Below are 19,008 nucleotides of genomic sequence, written 5' to 3'. Positions count from 1 at the left end.
TAAAAAACACCTAAAACATGTATCTTTGACTCCATTCTATTTGCGACAAAGAGCATTATCATATGAATAATTAACCATATAAAAACACCTAATATCTAGTCGACCATTTTTTAATCAATGTTTCTTTGCTAACGTTCTTTCTTTTATTCTCAATAAAAAACAATAAAATTATCATTAAAAATCAAACGATTAAAAACAAATTATGCATCAACCTGTACATTCGACATAGCTAACGCGGTTAAATATAAAACAATTGATAATAAAAAAATGACGCGATAAAAATATAATCTGATTTTTCAATTTTATGTTTTTTACTTATTCATTTTCTTTCGTATTTTTTTGTGACCTATGTAACGTTTTATTTATTAACCTCTTTGTCTTTACTTAACGTTTTTTTTTCATATATAACGACAAATTAGCAATAACCTATTCTTAATTCGACTCTTCCTTTACGTCTGCAATTTACCTACAATCAATTCTCAATAACAATAATCTCATTCAGCCTGGAGAAGAAATGAGTAACGTAAAACATTGTGAACTGCTCATCCTTGGTTCTGGTCCTGCGGGCTACACCGCTGCAGTATATGCAGCACGTGCAAATTTAAACCCTGTGATGATCACTGGTATGCAGCAAGGCGGTCAATTAACTACGACGACAGAAGTGGAAAACTGGCCTGGAGATGCTGATGATCTCACCGGTCCTGCGCTAATGGATCGCATGAAAGCACACGCAGAAAAATTCAATACGGAAATTATCACCGACTACATTGTTGAAACGGATTTCAGCCAACGTCCTTTTTTATTAAAAGGTGAAAGCAATACTTACACGTGTAATGCGCTAATTATCTCAACAGGCGCTTCAGCAAAATACATTGGCTTAGAATCAGAGGAAGCATTTAAAGGCCGTGGCGTTTCTGCATGTGCGACTTGTGACGGTTTCTTTTATCGCAGTCAAAAAGTAGCAGTTGTCGGTGGCGGTAATACAGCTGTTGAAGAGGCGCTTTATCTATCAAATATCGCCTCTGAAGTTCACCTTATCCACCGTCGTGATTCTTTCCGCTCAGAAAAAATTCTGATTGATCGTCTCATGGATAAAGTCGCTAATGGCAATATCATACTGCATACAGATCGTACTTTAGACGAAGTACTTGGTGATGATATGGGGGTTACTGGTCTTCGTCTTAAAGATACTCATTCTAACGCCACTGAAGAGTTAGAGGTTATGGGTGTGTTCATTGCAATTGGCCACCAGCCAAATACCGCTATTTTTGAAGGTCAATTAGACATGGAAAATGGCTATATTAAAGTGCAGTCAGGCTTAAATGGTAATGCAACACAGACAAGCATTGAAGGTATTTTTGCAGCAGGTGACGTTATGGATCATAACTACCGCCAAGCAATTACCTCTGCAGGAACTGGTTGTATGGCTGCGCTTGATGCAGAACGTTACCTTGACGCCCAATAATCAGTAAACGTCCAAACCGCCACTCATGAAGTCGCGGTTTGTTTATCTCATAGTTAAATGTATGCTCACCATTTAACTATGAGCTACCCACCGTTAATACCGTAATGAAACCCTTATATGGATAAACAATTACATCGCGATTTAACCAAATGGCTTAAATCCCAAAGCAAGTTAGCAAAACGCTGGCTTATGCTAAGTATTGGATTAGGCTTTTTGTCTGGTTTACTGCTTGTTGGACAAGCAGCATTACTTGCAAGTATTCTGCATCAACTGATTATTGAACATACTGATAAATACTCTCTTATTAATCAATTTATTGGTTTATTTGTTATTATCGGTTTGCGTTCCCTATGCAGTTGGGGAAGAGAAATTTTTGGTTACCGTTGCGGCGAACAAATACGGTTACATATACGCCAATTAATTCTTAACCGCTTACAAAACTTAGGCCCCGCTTATATTAAAGGGAAACCTGCTGGCACATGGGCAAGTCTTGTTCTTGAGCAAGTAGAAGAAATGCAAGATTTCTTTGCTCGCTATCTACCCCAGATGTCACTATCCGTTCTTATTCCTGTCGTTATTTTATTTGTCGTTTTCCCCTTAAACTGGGCAGCGGGGTTAATATTCTTACTCACCGCACCACTTGTTCCTTTATTTATGGCACTGGTTGGCTTAGGTGCTGCAGATGCTAACCGCCGAAATTTTAAGGCATTACAACGCTTATCTGGTCACTTTTACGACCGTCTTCAAGGGCTATCTACCCTGCGTTTATTTGATCGTGCAGAGGCTGAAGCAGAGAACCTGAATGCCGCTTCACACGTACTTCGTAAACGAACAATGGAAGTCCTTCGTCTTGCTTTCTTATCTTCAGCAGTATTAGAGTTCTTCTCTGCTATTTCTGTTGCTATTGTTGCGGTTTACTTCGGTTTTGCTTTTATCGGTGAATTAAATTTCGGTAACTACGGTATCCCTATTACTTTATTTACTGGTTTGTTCATTCTGGTTCTTGCGCCCGAGTTTTACCAACCGCTACGTGATCTTGGTACTTTCTATCATGCCAAGGCACAAGCTATTGGTGCGGCAGAATCTATCGTTGAGTTTCTAAATATTGAAGCAGACGAAATGACGGATGGCACTAAAACATTAACAACGCCAGAGAAAATACAAATATCAGTGACCGAATTAGAAGTATTAAGTCCTGAAGGTCAAAAGCTTGCAGGTCCACTGACATTTGATATTAATGCCAATGAGCATGTGGCATTGGTTGGCCCTAGTGGTGCAGGTAAAACCAGTTTATTAAACGCCTTATTGGGGTTCCTACCCTATCGCGGCAGTATAAAAGTTAATGGGATTGAATTGAAAGAGCTTAACCACAGTGAATGGCGTCAAGCGATTAGCTGGGTTGGTCAAAACCCGTTACTTGTTCACGGTACGATTTATGAAAACATCACATTAGGTGATCAATTCGCGGAACAAGCCAAAGTGACTCAAGTAGCAAAAGAAGCTTACGCTGACGAATTCATTAATCGCTTAGAAAAAGGTTATCAACATCATGTCGGTGATCGTTCCGGTGGTTTATCTGTAGGTCAAGCGCAGCGTATTGCTGTTGCTCGCGCCATGTTACAACAAGGTGCGTTTTGGATTTTAGATGAGCCCACAGCCAGCCTTGATGCTAACAGTGAACGCTTAGTCCTTGAAAGTTTAGGTCGTGCTGTTGAGCAACACACCACATTGATGGTTAGCCACCGTTTAGATCAACTACATGCTATGGATCGTGTTCTTGTAATGGAGAATGGCCAACTTGTTCAAAACGGTTCGTTCGTAGAAATCAGTCAACATGGCTTACTGGCAGATATGCTAAGCCATACAGATAAGAGGGATCTCGATGCGTGATTTAATCCCTTACCTAAAACTTTACCGTAAGCACTGGTTTGGCTTAACACTCGGTATGCTCTTAGGTTTAGCTACAATTCTTGCCGCTATTAGTCTATTAACCCTATCCGGCTGGTTTATTGCCGCTTCTGCTGTTGCGGGTTTAACCATAGCGAGAGAAACATTCAACTACATGTTACCAGGGGCTGGGGTTCGTGGTTTCTCTATGGCTCGTACCGCAGGGCGCTGGGGGGAACGCGTTGTTAGCCACAATGCAACGTTTAAGCTCCTTGCTGATCTACGTTTATTTTTCTTTAGGAAACTCACACCACTGATCCCTGGCCGTCAAGCGAACCTACGTGATGCTGATTTGCTGAACCGTTTAGTTGCTGATGTTGATGCGATGGATCACATCTATCTAAGATTGGTTAGTCCTTTAGTGATTGGCGTATTAGGTATCGCTGCAATTACCGCATTTTTATCATGGTTTGATCCAACGATTGGCTTAACGCTTGGTGGGATCTTGCTCTCATTAATGTTTATATTGCCTATTTTGTTTTACCACTTAGGTAAACGTAACGGTGAGCAACTGACAGTTGCAAAAGCGAACTACCGTGTAAAACTACTCGATTGGTTGCAAGGCCATGCAGAACTCTTGCTGTTTAATGCAGAACCTCGTTACCGCCAACAAGCAGAAGCAGAGCAAGACCAACTGCTTGCAGCTCAACGCAAAATGGCGAGTTTAACAGGCTTAGCGAATGGTATGTTGATGGCAGCCACAGGCTGGACCTTAGTGGTCATTCTGTGGATTGCTGCTGATGGTATTGGTGGCCATGCGCCCGATCCATTTGTAGCTATGGTCGCATTTGCAACCATGGCAAGCTTTGAGATGATGATGCCAGTTGCTGGTGCTTTCCAATACCTAGGGCAAACCATAACGTCAGCAAAACGCTTAAATGAAATCATTGAAGCGACACCTGATACGATCTTTGATCCAAACGGTTACCACGGTGATGCACAAGGTGAGCTAAAGATTGAAAATGTCAGCTACACCTATTACGGTAGCACTCAGACTGTTGTGAAGAATGTATCAATAGACTTAAAACAAGGTGAAAAACTGGCATTACTAGGGCGAACAGGTTGTGGTAAATCAACCTTACTTCAACTGCTCACGCGTAGTTGGGATCCTCAACAAGGTCAAATTTCCATTGATGGCAAACCACTTCCAACATGGAGTGAAAGTGCTCTACGTAAAGCAATTACCGTGGTTAACCAACGTGTTGATATCTTCAATGGTTCATTACGTGAAAACCTTGTGTTAGCAAAACCCAACGGCACTGATGCTGAATTTACCGAGGCATTAATTCAAGTCGGCCTATCAACCCTACTTGAAGAGAAAGGATTAGATACTTGGTTAGGTGAAGGTGGACGTCAAATCTCTGGTGGTGAAAGACGCCGCTTAGGTATCGCTCGCGCACTACTTCATGATGCGCCTATCCTACTAATGGATGAGCCAACAGAAGGTCTTGATCGCCGAACTGAGCAGCAAATATTAGCCTTGTTACTCGAACATGCAAAAGATAAAACCGTACTCTTTATCACCCACCGATTAGTGGGACTCGATCAAATGGATCAAATCTGTTTAATGGATGAAGGTGAGATCATCGAACGCGGTAAACACCAAGCATTACTGGCACAAAACGGTCGTTATGCAGAATTGTGTAATCGTATCTAAGTACTGTAATAGCTAAAATAAATAAAGGCGATATCTGACTGTATCGCCTTTTTATTATCTGTCTCATCTCACCATCAACTGCGATATAATCATTTAAGATTTACCACTACTATCAGTAAAGTATGACTATTTATTTACCAGAGATCGATAGCAGCACTTACCAGTTTCCTCACCCGTCAAACGCCTTATCAGAACCTAATGGGTTATTGGCAATGGGAGGAGATCTCAGCCCCAAACGCTTACAAACCGCCTATCGTGAAGGTATTTTCCCTTGGTTTTCGGAAGGTGAACCTCTTCTCTGGTGGAGTCCTACCCCTCGTGGCGTTTTTCATCCACATGCCTTTATGCCAAGTAAGAGCCTGAAAAAGTTTTTCCGTAAATCAGGCTATACCGTCACGATTAACAAGGCATGCCATGATGTGATTCGCCACTGTGCAAGTTGCCGAGGGCCTGAACAAACATGGATCACCGAAGAAATGATTTCAGCCTATCAAAAACTACATACATTAGGTATTTGTCATTCCGTGGAAGTCTGGTCTAATGAAAAACTTATAGGTGGTTTTTATGGTGTTGCAATAGGAACTGTTTTTTGTGGTGAGTCGATGTTTTCATTGGCGGATAATGCATCTAAAATTGCATTATGGCAGTTTTGTCGTTATTTCTCTGAGCTTGGCGGTACATTAATTGATTGCCAGATGATGAATCCACACCTTGAATCCTTAGGCGCAGAAACCTTTGAGCGTTCGCTATTTTTAGACCATCTTTACCAGCAGCGAGATATTATACTTCCAGTAGAAACCTATCTTTCTCACGTTTTACCGATTGCACAGGCCTAACCAATGGATCAGTTATCACTACAAATAGGTCTAACACCAGAATCTAATTGCAGTTACTTACCTAATCAAACAGAACGTTTAGGGGTAGTAATAGAGCCACAGTGGCTATCACCCGAAGGCTACGACGTATTAATAGCCTCAGGTTACCGTCGCAGTAGTCGTGCCATTTACAAACCTATGTGTGCTGCTTGCTCAGCTTGTACACCTTTACGTATTGATTGCCAAAGGTTCACACCATCAAGAAGTCAAAAGCGTCAGCAAGCTCAAATGCGAAAGCTTCGCTTTGAATTTAAAACAGAGCTAGATGAAAACTGGTTTGTATTATATGAAAAATACATCCGTCTTCGTCATTCCACAGGATCCATGTTTCCAGCCAATAAAGAACAATTTTTTGAATTTGTAACAGCACCTTGGATGGCAACCGCGTTTTTACATGTTTATGAAGATGAAAAACTTATCGCCATTGCTGTAACGGATGTATTTCCTGACGCATTGAGCGCAGTGTATAGCTTTTTTGAACCAGAGCACTCTCTCTCACTCGGAACCTTATGTGTACTTTTTCAAATAGCGTTCTGTCGTCAATCAAAACGTCAATGGCTATATCCTGGATTTCAAATCGATGCTTGTAAGGCAATGAATTACAAAACACGTTTTGTCCCTCATCAAAAATTTATCGATGGTATATGGCAGTAAGTTTGCTTAAATCTAAAGCAATACAAACTGAACACATCAAACAAAAGTCAATTTACGTAGAAAATACGTATTAATCGCGAACAAAAGCTGACAAAGACAACTGGCAAGGGTAAAATTAGCACCTAAACTTTACACTTAAACAGTTTCGAGGCATTATCCAGCCCGATCAAGATGAATGGCTGGTAGCCTAAGAGGATTCAATGGCAAAAGAAGACGTAATTGAAATGGCAGGTACTGTACTAGATACACTACCTAATACAATGTTCCGTGTTGAGCTGGAAAACGGTCACGTTGTTACTGCTCACATCTCTGGTAAAATGCGTAAAAACTACATCCGTATTCTTACTGGTGACAAAGTAACTGTGGAACTGACTCCTTACGATCTAACTAAAGGTCGCATCGTCTTCCGCGCACGTTAATTTTCTTTCAAAATTAACGATGCAGTGAAACCCAGCTAAATGCTGGGTTTTATTTTATCTATCAAATAATCTTTTTGCGTAGATAAAAAACGCCGCAGACTTAGTAGCCTGCGGCGTTCTAGTTTTATCGCATTTAATCACTAATGCGCAGGTTCCATCTCACTACTGAATTGGAAATCAAGCTCATCATTGATAAAGTCAACACGTACAGAACCACCATTCACTAAACAACCAAACAGTAATTCATTCGCCAAAGGCTTTTTCAAGTTATCTTGAATTACACGCGCCATCGGACGAGCACCCATTGATTTATCGTAACCTTTATCTGACATCCAGTTACGTGCACGCTCAGAGACTTCCATCGATACACCACGCGCATCAAGTTGGGCTTGCAGTTCAACAATAAACTTATCTACCACTTGACCAATAACATCTTTCTCTAGGTGGTTAAACCAAATGATATTGTCTAAACGGTTTCTGAATTCCGGTGTAAATACACGTTTGATTTCAGTCATCGCATCATGGCTATGATCTTGTTGAATAAGGCCAATCGATTTACGTACTGTCTCGGTCACACCCGCATTGGTCGTCATAACAAAAATCACGTTACGGAAATCCGCTTTACGACCATTGTTATCTGTTAACGTACCGTTATCCATTACTTGTAGTAGTAGATTAAATACATCAGGGTGCGCTTTTTCAATCTCATCCAGTAGCACTACTGAATGTGGATTTTTGATCACAGCGTCCGTTAATAAACCACCTTGGTCATAACCCACATAACCAGGAGGAGCACCGATTAAACGGCTAACAGTATGACGCTCCATGTACTCTGACATATCAAAACGTAATAGTTCAATGCCTAGCGTACGTGCAAGTTGTACGGTCACTTCTGTTTTACCAACACCTGTAGGGCCTGCAAACAAGAAAGAACCAACAGGTTTATTCTCAGCACCTAAGCCTGCACGACTGAGCTTAATGGCCTCTGTGAGTACATCAATGGCGTTATCTTGACCAAAGACTAGCATCTTCAGTTTGTCATCAAGATGCTGAAGTACATCTCGATCGCTTGATGAAATCGACTTCTCAGGGATACGTGCCATCTTTGCAATCATGGCTTCAATATCACCCACGTTCACCGTTTTCTTACGGCGATTAGCTGGAGCGAGACGACAACGAGCTCCCGCTTCATCAATCACATCAATCGCCTTATCTGGCAAATGGCGCTCATTGATGTATTTAGCTGAAAGCTCTACCGCTGCACGAATTGCTTTATTGGTAAAACGTACTTCATGGTGCGCTTCATATTTCGGCTTCAAGCCCATTAATATCTTGGTTGTATCATCAAGAGATGGTTCAATCACATCAATCTTTTGGAAGCGGCGTGAAAGTGCGCGCTCTTTCTCAAAAATATTGCTGTACTCTTGGTACGTGGTTGATCCCATACAACGTAACTTGCCACTACTTAGCAACGGCTTAATTAAATTTGCAGCATCAACTTGACCACCTGATGCCGCACCCGCACCGATAATAGTGTGGATCTCATCGATAAATAGCACTGCATGATCTTCTTTTTCTAACTGCTTTAAAATTCCTTTAAAACGTTTTTCAAAGTCACCACGATACTTAGTTCCCGCGAGTAGCGAGCCAATATCCAGGGAATAGATCACGCAATCTTTGATAATTTCTGGCACCTGTCCTTCAACAATACGCCATGCTAACCCTTCTGCTATCGCTGTTTTACCGACCCCAGCTTCACCAACCAATAATGGGTTATTTTTACGACGACGGCATAACACTTGAACGGTGCGTTCCAGCTCTTTATCTCGCCCGATCAATGGATCAATACCGCCCGCTTTTGCAAGCTGATTAAGGTTAGTTGCAAAGTTCTCTAGCTTATCTTCAGAATTTGCTTCTGCGCGCTGCTCTTCGTTATTTCCCATATCTGATGAATTAACATCATCGTTGTCACTGTCTTTTACAGTGCCATGAGAGATAAAGTTAACGACATCTAGACGACTAATATCACTTTTCTTAAGTAGGTAAGCGGCGTGAGATTCTTGCTCACTAAAAATAGCAACAAGAACATTAGCACCCGTAACTTCACTACGTCCGGATGATTGAACATGGAAAACTGCACGTTGTAAGACACGCTGGAAACTTAGCGTAGGTTGTGTTTCACGGCTTTCGTCATCAACCGGAATTAATGGCGTAGTTTGTTCAATAAAGGAATCAAGTTCACGACGCAATTGGTCTAAATCAGCGCGGCACGCTAATAAAGCCTCTTGAGCTGCTACATTTTCTAATAGAGCCATCAATAGATGTTCTACAGTCATAAACTCATGGCGCTTTTCTCGCGCACGGGCGAATGCACCGTTTAGGCTCGCTTCAAGTTCTTTGTTTAGCATAAGGCACCTCCCCTAAAAACCACTAAAAATGGCGTGCCGGAAAAAGATTATGCTTTTTCCATAGTACACAACAGCGGATGTTCATGTTCGCGTGCGTACATCATTACTTGCGCTACTTTTGTTTCTGCTACCTCTGCCGTGAAAGTTCCGCAAATAGCTTTGCCTTCATAATGTACAGCTAGCATTAACTGAGCAGCTTTCTCCAGATCCATGGAGAAGAAAGTTTGTAACACTTCTATCACAAAATCCATCGGTGTGTAATCATCATTATTCAAAATTACTTTGTACATCGATGGTGGCTTAACCTGAATCTCTTCCTCTTCTAAAATATCGGAGTCAGGGCTAATCCATTCGTATAACTTACTCATAGTTTCATCTTAGTTCATTAGTTCACAAGCTGGCTATAGAGAAGCCAACAAAAAAGATTTTATCAAAATGTTACAAAGAACACTTGACTGACTTGCTCTTTTTACTAAAGTGTTACCTGTAGTAGATATAATCTGCATCAAAACGCATTAGTATGCAAATGTTCAAATGTATTGGTATATAGCTAATGCCAAATGGAAGTTGAATGCAAGAGGGATGTAATAGCATGGCAACAGGTACAGTGAAATGGTTCAATAACGCCAAAGGCTTTGGTTTCATCTGCCCTGAGGATGGAGAAGATGATATCTTCGCCCACTACTCTACAATCCAGATGGAAGGATATAGAACACTTAAGGCGGGACAACAAGTTAACTATGAAGTGCAAACAGGCCCCAAAGGCTATCATGCTAGCGAAATCATCCTCGCTGAAGGTGATGAAGCTAAGTAATCTTGTATCTACCACATTGTGTATAATAAAGGTGAGTTTCTCTCGCCTTTAATTTTTAGTCCCTTCTATCTCAACATCTACCGCATTATTAACAGACAATAATAATAATGTGTTTACTTGTCTATGATCCAATGCCTCAATGGACATTAAAAGTACACCCACCACATGGTTATTCGCTAATCTTGTTCTGTACCAGAGAAATATACCAACATATTATGAATAAAAAGTGCATGACTAAAAAAGCACTCCCCACCGCTCAAATACAAACATATTTTTAACAATTTTCCTGCTCTGTTTTCATCATATGCGAAATAATCAGCGATGAAAACCATTGACTCATAGCCAAATATCACCTTTGAGAAGTTAAGCACGAACCATTACTCTGAATGCCTAACAAGCAGACAAACTGTGTTTTTTGCATACAAAAAAGCCCAGCAGTGCTGGGCTCATATCTATATGTAATGATTAAATTACATTTGTTCAATCATATCATCAGCAAATTCAGAACACTTACGTAATGTTGCGCCATCCATTAGACGCTCGAAATCATAAGTCACTGTTTTGTTGCTAATCGCAGCTTCCATTGAACTAATAATTAGATCTGCAGCTTCAACCCAACCTAGGTGACGCAGCATCATTTCTGCAGAAAGGATAAGTGAACCAGGGTTTACTTTATCCTGACCTGCGTACTTAGGTGCAGTACCGTGCGTTGCTTCAAATAATGCAATGCCATCACCAATATTTGCGCCAGGTGCGATACCAATACCACCAACCTGTGCTGCAAGTGCATCAGAAACGTAATCACCGTTTAGGTTCATCGTTGCAATAACATCGTATTCAGCAGGGCGAAGTAGGATTTGTTGCAAGAATGCATCAGCAATACAATCTTTAACGATGATTTCTTTACCCGTATTTGGATTCTTTAGAGTCATCCATGGGCCACCATCAAGTAGTTCAGCACCGAACTCTTGTAGCGCAACTTCGTAACCCCAATCTTTGAAGGCACCTTCGGTAAACTTCATGATGTTACCTTTGTGTACCAACGTTAGTGAGTCACGATCGTTATCGATTGTGTATTGAATTGCAGCACGAACTAAACGCTTAGTGCCTTCTTCAGATACAGGCTTGATACCTACACCACATTGTTGTGGGAAACGGATTTTAGTTGCACCCATTTCTTCTTGTAGGAATTTAATTACTTTATCCGCTTCAGCAGTACCCGCTTGGAATTCAACACCCGCATAGATATCTTCAGAGTTTTCACGGTAAATAACCATGTCAGTTAGCTCTGGTTGCTTAAGTGGGCTTGGAACACCATCAAAGTAACGAACAGGACGAGCACAGATGTATAAATCTAGCTCTTGACGTAATGCTACATTCAGTGAGCGAATACCACCGCCGACAGGTGTTGTCAGTGGGCCTTTGATCGCTACTTTATATTCACGGATAAAGTCTAATGTTTCTTGAGGTAACCAAGCATCTTCACCGTAAATCTGTGTAGACTTTTCACCTGTGTAGATTTCCATCCACTCAATTTTACGATCGCCAGCGTAGGCTTTCTTTACAGCTGCATCGACAACTTTAATCATTGCAGGGCTTACATCAACACCAATACCATCACCTTCAATGTAAGGAATGACTGGGTTGTTAGGAACGACCAATTTACCATCAGAATCTAGGGTAATTTTCTGACCTTCAACTGGTACAACTACTTTACTATCCATTTTAATCTCCTAGCGTCCATTTGTTATCTTTTTGTAAGATGCGAGCAAATCATACTTGAAATTTTAACGGTACGCCAATTGTGTTATTTTCACGTATAATAGACCTGTCTATACTACAAATCTCCATTACGGCAGTATTTATGAAGCCAAATACCATGATTCGTCAACCTAAACGTGCCAATAATGAGCGCAGGGCATCAAGAAAATTAAATAAACCGAAGCGAGCTCGCGGTCCACAAAAGATCATTTTATTTAACAAACCCTTTAACACTTTGACCCAGTTTTCTGGTGAACCGGGTGACAGTACACTTGCAGACTTTATTCCAGTAAAAGATGTTTACCCTGCTGGACGCTTAGATAAAGACAGTGAAGGTTTGTTAGTTTTAACCAATGATGGTGTGTTACAAGCTAGGTTAACGCAGCCCAAATCAAAGCAAGCAAAAGTGTATTGGGTACAAGTTGAAGGCGCACCAACAGAAGCTAATCTGCAAGCTTTACGTGATGGCGTAGAATTAAAAGACGGCATGACACTGCCTGCAGGTGTTGAAGTCATTGAATCACCAATGGTATGGGATCGTAATCCCCCCATTCGCGAACGTAAAAACATTCCAACGACATGGCTTGCTATTACACTAAAAGAAGGGCGTAATCGCCAAGTTCGCCGTATGACCGCGCATATCGGCCATCCAACATTACGCCTAATTCGCCATCAAATGGCACAATGGACGGTCAATGATCTTGCACCTGGTGAGTGGCGAGAGGTCACATTAGCCACCAGTGAACAATTGTAAACGCTGCTATTTATCTGTGTGATTGTTTCTTCTCTCAAATCACACAGATTACCAACTAAAATGTAAAACACTCTTTCTCTTCAAAAAAACTACACATTCATCACTATATCTATTATTATCGACCTAAATAGCAAACGTTTGCGCAACTAGAAAAACAGTCTACTTATACTTTATATTCACGGCTTATTTGGCTATTACCCATTGTATTAGTAGTAATTTTTTAATTTCAGCAATGATACAAGACAGCGCATTGCGCTATGTCACTTATTTATTGAAGTGTGATTCTGCTCTCGATCTGTTTCAGCTCAATGCTTTCTGTTAGAATTACGCTCTTAACACTAAATTAGCGACTGAAGAGAAATATGTCAGATAACAGCCAAAAGAAAGTCATTGTCGGCATGTCCGGCGGCGTAGATTCATCGGTATCCGCTTACCTACTCCTTCAACAGGGTTATCAAGTTGAAGGCTTATTTATGAAAAACTGGGAAGAAGACGATAACGACGAATACTGCTCTGCTGCAGAAGATCTCGCTGATGCACAAGCTGTATGTGACAAGCTGGGTATTCCTCTGCACACCATTAACTTTGCAGCAGAATACTGGGATAACGTTTTCGAGTACTTCCTAGCTGAATACAAAGCCGGTCGTACACCAAACCCAGATATTCTATGTAATAAGGAAATCAAATTTAAGGCATTCCTTGAATTTGCAGACGAAGTACTCGAAGCTGATTACATTGCTATGGGTCACTACACCCGTCGTAGCTTCCCGACAGCGGAAGGCGATAAACCACAAATGTTACGTGGTGTAGATAACAACAAAGACCAAAGCTACTTCTTGTACACCTTAAGTCACGAGCAGATCGCACGTAGCTTATTCCCTGTTGGTGAACTCGAGAAACCAGAAGTTCGTCGCATTGCAGAAGAGCAAGGCTTAATTACAGCGAAGAAAAAAGATTCAACAGGTATCTGTTTTATCGGTGAGCGTAAATTCACTGAGTTCTTAGGCAAATATCTACCCGCTCAGCCAGGTAAAATTGTTACCGCTGACGAAGGGAAAGAAATTGGTGAACACCAAGGCTTGATGTACCACACCCTAGGCCAACGTAAAGGCTTACATATTGGTGGTCAAAAAGGTGGTAATGGTCACGAAGATGCATGGTATGTGGTTGATAAAGATGTTAAAAACAACCTATTGATTGTTGGCCAAGGCAAAGATCACCCGCGCCTAAAGTCAAACGGTTTAATTGCGAAGCAATTGCACTGGGTTGATCGTCAACCAATTCGTGAAACAATGGCTTGTACGGTGAAAACACGTTACCGCCAGCAAGACATTCCTTGCACCATCATTCCTGTGGATGATGAAACCATTAAAGTGATTTTTGATGAGCCTCAAATTGCAGTTACTCCAGGTCAATCCGCGGTATTTTACAACGGTGAAATCTGCCTAGGTGGCGGCATTATTGAAGAGCGAATTTAAAGGAGTTTCACCGTGGCTTACACTGTTTATGATCGAACAATCGCCTTTGCTGGTATTTGCCAAGCGGTAAAACTGGTTCAGGAAGTTGCCAAGAATGGTAGCTGTGACAACGATATTCTAGCCGCAACATTAAATAGTATTGTTGAAACAACACCAAACAATACTATTGCTGTCTATGGAAATGAAGAAAACCTACGCATGGGCTTAGAGTCCATGGTGCGTGATATCGACAATAGCACGTCAGGTAGTGAAATTACTCGCTACTTAGTCAGTGTGATGGCATTAGAACGTAAGTTGGAAAGTCGTCGAGATAGTATGTCTCAGCTTGGTGATCGCATTGATATGCTTAAACGCCAGCGTGATCACTTCGAGCTACTTGACGAGCAAATGCTCAGTAATATCGCGAGTGTTTACCTCGATATTATTAGCCCACTTGGCCCTCGTATCCAAGTATCAGGCACACCTGCGCAATTACAACAATCTCACGTACAGCATAAAGTCCGTGCGTTATTACTAGCGGCTGTTCGTGGTGCGGTACTGTGGCGTCAGGTTGGCGGTAAGCGTCGACATTTATTGTTTGGTCGTAAGCAAATGATCGAGCAAGCAAAAATCTTGCTTGCGCGTAACTAAAAGCGACGATGTAAATATTCATAACATCTAGCTTTGGCTAATCCCTTAGCTAGATGAACAAATTGTTTTAACCCTTATAAATCAGGAGAGACCCAATATGGAACTGTCAGCATTGACTGCTGTTTCCCCAGTAGATGGCCGATACGGAAGTAAAACAAGCGCACTACGCAGCATTTTCAGTGAATTTGGTCTGCTAAAGTACCGCACAATCGTTGAAATCCGTTGGTTACAAAAATTAGCCGCTACTGACGCTATTGTGGAAGTTCCTGCATTCAGCCCTGAAGCTAACGCATTCTTAGATCGTGTTGCCGCTGAGTTTAGTGAAGAAGATGCATTACGCATTAAAACGATTGAGCGTACAACAAACCACGATGTTAAAGCGGTTGAATACTTCTTAAAAGAAAAAGTAGCTGAAGTGCCAGAGCTTCACGCTGTTAACGAATTCATCCACTTTGCATGTACTTCAGAAGATATTAACAACCTTTCTCACGCGCTTATGCTGACAGAAGCACGTGAAAAAGTGATGCTACCAGAAGTACGTAACGTGATTGATGCGATCAAAGATCTAGCAAATCAATTCCGTGATATTCCAATGCTTACTCGTACTCACGGTCAGCCAGCTTCTCCATCTACAATGGGTAAAGAAATGGCTAACGTGGCGTATCGTATGGAACGTCAATACAAGCAAATCGAAAACGTTGAAATTCTTGGTAAGATCAACGGCGCTGTAGGTAACTACAACGCTCACCTTTCAGCTTACCCTGAAATCGATTGGCACCAATACAGTGAAGAGTTCGTGACCTCTCTAGGTATCACTTGGAACCCTTACACAACACAGATTGAACCACACGATTACATCGCAGAGCTATTCGATGCATTCGCACGATTCAACACAATTCTTCTAGACTTTGACCGTGACGTTTGGGGCTACATTGCACTAGGTCACTTCAAGCAGAAGACGATTGCAGGTGAAATCGGTTCATCAACCATGCCGCACAAAGTTAACCCAATCGACTTTGAAAACTCTGAAGGTAACCTTGGCCTAGCGAATGCTATCTTCAGTCACCTAGCACAAAAACTGCCTGTTTCTCGCTGGCAGCGCGACCTAACTGACTCAACAGTACTTCGTAACCTAGGGGTAGGTTGTGGTTATGCAATTATTGCTTACACATCAACACTGAAAGGCATTAGCAAGCTAGAAGTTAACGCTGATGCGTTAGCAGCAGAGCTTGATAAGAACTGGGAAGTATTGGCAGAGCCTGTACAAACAGTAATGCGTCGTTACGGTATCGAAAAGCCATACGAGAAGCTAAAAGAGCTAACTCGTGGTAAGCGTGTTGATGGCGAAGGTATGCGTGTATTCATCGATGGTCTTGACCTACCTGAGCATGAAAAAGCACGTCTAAAAGAGCTAACACCAGCAAACTACATTGGTGATGCTGTTAAGCTAACTGACAAGCTATAATGTCGTTCTAAACGGGATTAAAAAAGGCGAGAAGGGTGACCTTTCTCGCCTTTTCTTTATCTCGAATTAATCAATTAGACTTCCGTGAACATCACCAAACCACGTCGGTTCAATGCATTAGCTTTTAAGCAGTGTCCTTTCACGATGGGATTCTTCTCACCAAAATATTTCACTTCAAACTGATAATGACTTTCATCAATTCGCACTTTTATATAGCTTTCAATCGCATGTGAACGACGCAGCGATAAAGCTTCATTATAGCTATCACTCCCTTGATAATCGGTATGACCTGTAATTAAAATATCTTCTTAAAGTGACTGAATTTTAGTAAAAAAAACATCTAACTATTTAATGTCTTCTGATTTTAAAACCGCTTTAGCGAGATCAAAGACAAATATATTTTCTTATCTTCCGCTATTGCTTGCGGTTTAAGTACTGAAATTTAATGGCCAATCGGTTTTCATTACTATCAATCAACGTCGTGTTTGCGAGCATAATGTACAGAAGAATATCACGGCAGATTGCATTGAAGTCACAAAGAATGAAAGCGTAAACAATGCGTTAAAACGCGCTGTGTATATTCTGTATCAAAATAAGAACATCACAGAGCAACTGAAAAATTACCAATAAAAAAAGGGCTTCTATATAGAAAGCCGCTTTTTGTAATTAAACACAATTTACGCTACATGTAAGCATGACACCGCATGAACATCATTACCTTTTAGTTGCGGCTGTTGCTCTGCACACAATGATGTGGCATTTGGGCAACGGGTTCTAAATACACAGCCTGAAGGGGGGTTCATTGGTGACGGTAAATCCCCTTCAAGCAATTCGATATGCTTGTTACGTTCCAATTCTGGATCTGGGATTGGCACAGCAGACATTAATGCCTTGGTATAAGGGTGCTGAGGCTCGGCAAACAGGGCTTCACTTTCCCCCATTTCAACCGCATTACCTAAGTACATCACCAACACACGATCAGAGATATGCTTCACAACCGAAAGATCATGAGCAATAAAAATCAAACTAAGACCCATCTCTTTTTGTAGTGATTTAAGTAGATTAACTACCTGAGCCTGAATCGATACATCAAGTGCTGATACCGGCTCGTCACAAATGATCATTTTAGGTTTTAAGATCAATGCCCGCGCAATACCAATACGTTGACACTGCCCGCCAGAAAATTCATGAGGATAACGGTTAATCACGTTAGGTAATAAACCCACTTTAGTCATCATCGCTTGTACTTGCTGCTTTACATCATCAGCTGAAAGCTTTGGATAAAACGCTTTTAATGGCTCTGCAATAATTTCACCCACCGTCATACGTGGGTTTAATGATGCTAATGGATCTTGAAAAATCATTTGAATTTCTTTACGCTTCTCTCGCAAAGCTTCACGCTTCAACTTTGTCAAATCTTGACCAAGCCAGACCACTTGCCCATCCGTTGCTTCAACTAAACCAATAACAGCACGAGCAAAAGTGGATTTACCACAGCCAGACTCACCCACTACACCGAGTGTTTCACCTTCATAAATACGGATATTAATGCCATCAACGGCTTTTAATTTAAGTGGCGGTGTCCATGGCCAAGCAGATTTTGCTGCAATGTTGAAGTGAACTTTAAGATCATTTACATCTAATAATAATTTCTTTTCTGTGCTCATTACCATGCCCTCATATCAGAAAAACACGCGCGTAAACGACCATCATCGAACGGAGTTAAGATCGGCGACTCTTGTTTACAACGTGCTGATACACGATGACATCGATCTTGATATGGACACCCCGTAGGTAAACGTAATAAATTCGGCGGATTTCCAGGAATAGTTGGTAACTCCTCCCCTTCAGTATCTAAACGAGGGATAGCACGCAATAAACCTTCGGTATAAGGATGGCTTGGTTGATAGTAGATATCATTGATCTTACCGTATTCCATCGTTCGACCGGCATACATCACAAGTACTTTGTCACAGCTCCCCGCGACGACACCAAGATCGTGAGTGATCATTATGATTGAAGTATTAAAATCTTTCTTCAAATCATTCAGTAATTCCATGATCTGTGCTTGAACGGTTACATCAAGTGCTGTTGTCGGCTCATCAGCAATCAACAACTTAGGACGACACAATAACGCCATTGCGATCATCACACGCTGGCGCATACCGCCTGAAAATTCATGCGGGTACATGCCAATCCGTTTACGTGCTTCTGGGATCTTAACCGCATCCAACATGCGAACAGACTCTTCAAACGCTTCAGACTTACTCATGTTTTTGTGCAGCATTAATACTTCCATGAGCTGATCGCTCACTTTCATATAGGGATTTAGCGATGTCATCGGGTCTTGAAAAATCATCGCGATTTGTTCTGCACGAATTTTATTCAGCGCCTTTTCAGGCATATTTAAAATTTCATTACCTTCAAATTTAGCACTACCACTGATCTTACCGTTCTTCGCCAGTAACCCCATGATGGCAAAAACGGTTTGGCTTTTACCTGAACCTGATTCACCTACAATACCCAAGGTTTCTCCAAGGTTCAGCGAGAAATTAAGATCGTTAACCGCAGTAACAATACCGTCAGGCGTGGTAAATTCGACACGCAGATCTTTTACATCTAATAAGCTCATATTACGTCCTTATAATGAAGCAAGCTGATCAACTTTATTGTTCTAGCAG

General features: G+C 41.4%; 17 protein-coding genes. 11 read left to right on the top strand and 6 right to left on the bottom strand.

The features are described 5' to 3' along the window. Positions 1 to 514: 514 nt before the first annotated feature. The 6 genes from trxB (at position 515) to infA (ending at position 7,017) form a co-directional block, all read left to right on the top strand. Positions 515 to 1,465 carry a thioredoxin-disulfide reductase gene (trxB, locus tag C9J40_RS04405; RefSeq protein WP_107206174.1) on the top strand — a complete coding sequence of 317 codons (951 nt, stop codon included), beginning with the start codon at positions 515 to 517 and terminating at the stop codon, positions 1,463 to 1,465. 117 nt (positions 1,466 to 1,582) lie between these two features. Continuing rightward, a complete protein-coding gene (gene cydD, locus C9J40_RS04400) occupies positions 1,583 to 3,355 on the top strand; it encodes a cysteine/glutathione ABC transporter permease/ATP-binding protein CydD (protein ID WP_107206173.1) in 1,773 nt (590 codons plus the stop codon). Continuing rightward, entirely contained in the window at positions 3,348 to 5,069 is a 1,722-nt protein-coding gene (gene cydC / locus C9J40_RS04395) for a cysteine/glutathione ABC transporter ATP-binding protein/permease CydC (RefSeq protein ID WP_107245902.1), read from the top strand. The genes cydD and cydC overlap by 8 nt, the downstream gene beginning before the upstream one ends. A gap of 122 nt (positions 5,070 to 5,191) precedes the next feature. After that, entirely contained in the window at positions 5,192 to 5,905 is a 714-nt protein-coding gene (gene aat, locus C9J40_RS04390; protein WP_107245901.1) for a leucyl/phenylalanyl-tRNA--protein transferase, read from the top strand. Positions 5,906 to 5,908: 3 nt separating this feature from the next. After that, on the top strand, positions 5,909 to 6,598 hold the full coding sequence (locus C9J40_RS04385; protein ID WP_107245899.1) for an arginyltransferase: 690 nt from the start codon (positions 5,909 to 5,911) through the stop codon (positions 6,596 to 6,598). Between the two features lie 200 nt (positions 6,599 to 6,798). Further along, on the top strand, positions 6,799 to 7,017 hold the full coding sequence (infA, locus tag C9J40_RS04380; RefSeq protein ID WP_005368778.1) for a translation initiation factor IF-1: 219 nt from the start codon (positions 6,799 to 6,801) through the stop codon (positions 7,015 to 7,017). Between the two features lie 140 nt (positions 7,018 to 7,157). On the opposite strand, the gene clpA is transcribed toward infA, so the two are convergent. Next, positions 7,158 to 9,425, bottom strand: coding sequence for an ATP-dependent Clp protease ATP-binding subunit ClpA (clpA, locus tag C9J40_RS04375; RefSeq protein WP_105059833.1), 2,268 nt, complete (start codon positions 9,423 to 9,425; stop codon positions 7,158 to 7,160). 47 nt (positions 9,426 to 9,472) lie between these two features. Then, on the bottom strand, positions 9,473 to 9,793 hold the full coding sequence (clpS, locus tag C9J40_RS04370) for an ATP-dependent Clp protease adapter ClpS (protein WP_006646582.1): 321 nt from the start codon (positions 9,791 to 9,793) through the stop codon (positions 9,473 to 9,475). A gap of 224 nt (positions 9,794 to 10,017) precedes the next feature. On the opposite strand from clpS, the gene cspD reads away from it, so the two are divergent. After that, a complete protein-coding gene (gene cspD / locus C9J40_RS04365) occupies positions 10,018 to 10,239 on the top strand; it encodes a cold shock domain-containing protein CspD (RefSeq protein ID WP_005368784.1) in 222 nt (73 codons plus the stop codon). A gap of 470 nt (positions 10,240 to 10,709) precedes the next feature. On the opposite strand, the gene icd is transcribed toward cspD, so the two are convergent. Continuing rightward, positions 10,710 to 11,963, bottom strand: a complete 1,254-nt coding sequence (gene icd / locus C9J40_RS04360) for an NADP-dependent isocitrate dehydrogenase (RefSeq protein WP_107206169.1) — start codon at positions 11,961 to 11,963, stop codon at positions 10,710 to 10,712. A 140-nt stretch (positions 11,964 to 12,103) separates the two neighbouring features. Between icd and C9J40_RS04355 the strand changes: the two genes are divergently transcribed. The 4 genes from C9J40_RS04355 (at position 12,104) to purB (ending at position 16,327) form a co-directional block, all read left to right on the top strand. Beyond that, positions 12,104 to 12,754, top strand: a complete 651-nt coding sequence (locus tag C9J40_RS04355) for a pseudouridine synthase (protein WP_107206168.1) — start codon at positions 12,104 to 12,106, stop codon at positions 12,752 to 12,754. A 362-nt stretch (positions 12,755 to 13,116) separates the two neighbouring features. Further along, on the top strand, positions 13,117 to 14,232 hold the full coding sequence (gene mnmA, locus C9J40_RS04350) for a tRNA 2-thiouridine(34) synthase MnmA (RefSeq protein ID WP_107206167.1): 1,116 nt from the start codon (positions 13,117 to 13,119) through the stop codon (positions 14,230 to 14,232). Between the two features lie 12 nt (positions 14,233 to 14,244). Beyond that, positions 14,245 to 14,862, top strand: coding sequence for a high frequency lysogenization protein HflD (hflD, locus tag C9J40_RS04345; protein ID WP_005368793.1), 618 nt, complete (start codon positions 14,245 to 14,247; stop codon positions 14,860 to 14,862). A 97-nt stretch (positions 14,863 to 14,959) separates the two neighbouring features. Further along, positions 14,960 to 16,327, top strand: a complete 1,368-nt coding sequence (purB, locus tag C9J40_RS04340) for an adenylosuccinate lyase (protein ID WP_107245897.1) — start codon at positions 14,960 to 14,962, stop codon at positions 16,325 to 16,327. 74 nt (positions 16,328 to 16,401) lie between these two features. Here purB and C9J40_RS22200 read toward each other — a convergent pair whose 3' ends face one another. From C9J40_RS22200 to C9J40_RS04325, 3 genes are all read right to left on the bottom strand, one after another. Beyond that, on the bottom strand, positions 16,402 to 16,623 hold the full coding sequence (locus tag C9J40_RS22200) for an OmpA family protein (RefSeq protein ID WP_255418311.1): 222 nt from the start codon (positions 16,621 to 16,623) through the stop codon (positions 16,402 to 16,404). Between the two features lie 381 nt (positions 16,624 to 17,004). Continuing rightward, on the bottom strand, positions 17,005 to 17,994 hold the full coding sequence (oppF, locus tag C9J40_RS04330) for a murein tripeptide/oligopeptide ABC transporter ATP binding protein OppF (protein ID WP_107206165.1): 990 nt from the start codon (positions 17,992 to 17,994) through the stop codon (positions 17,005 to 17,007). Next, on the bottom strand, positions 17,994 to 18,959 hold the full coding sequence (locus C9J40_RS04325) for an ABC transporter ATP-binding protein (RefSeq protein ID WP_107206164.1): 966 nt from the start codon (positions 18,957 to 18,959) through the stop codon (positions 17,994 to 17,996). The genes oppF and C9J40_RS04325 overlap by 1 nt, the downstream gene beginning before the upstream one ends. Positions 18,960 to 19,008: the final 49 nt, after the last annotated feature.

Source organism: Photobacterium sp. GB-72, assembly GCF_003026095.1.
In the GTDB taxonomy this organism is placed as follows: domain Bacteria; phylum Pseudomonadota; class Gammaproteobacteria; order Enterobacterales; family Vibrionaceae; genus Photobacterium.
The sequence above is the reverse complement of the archived record's forward strand: the minus strand, read 5'-3'. Positions and strand labels throughout refer to the sequence as shown.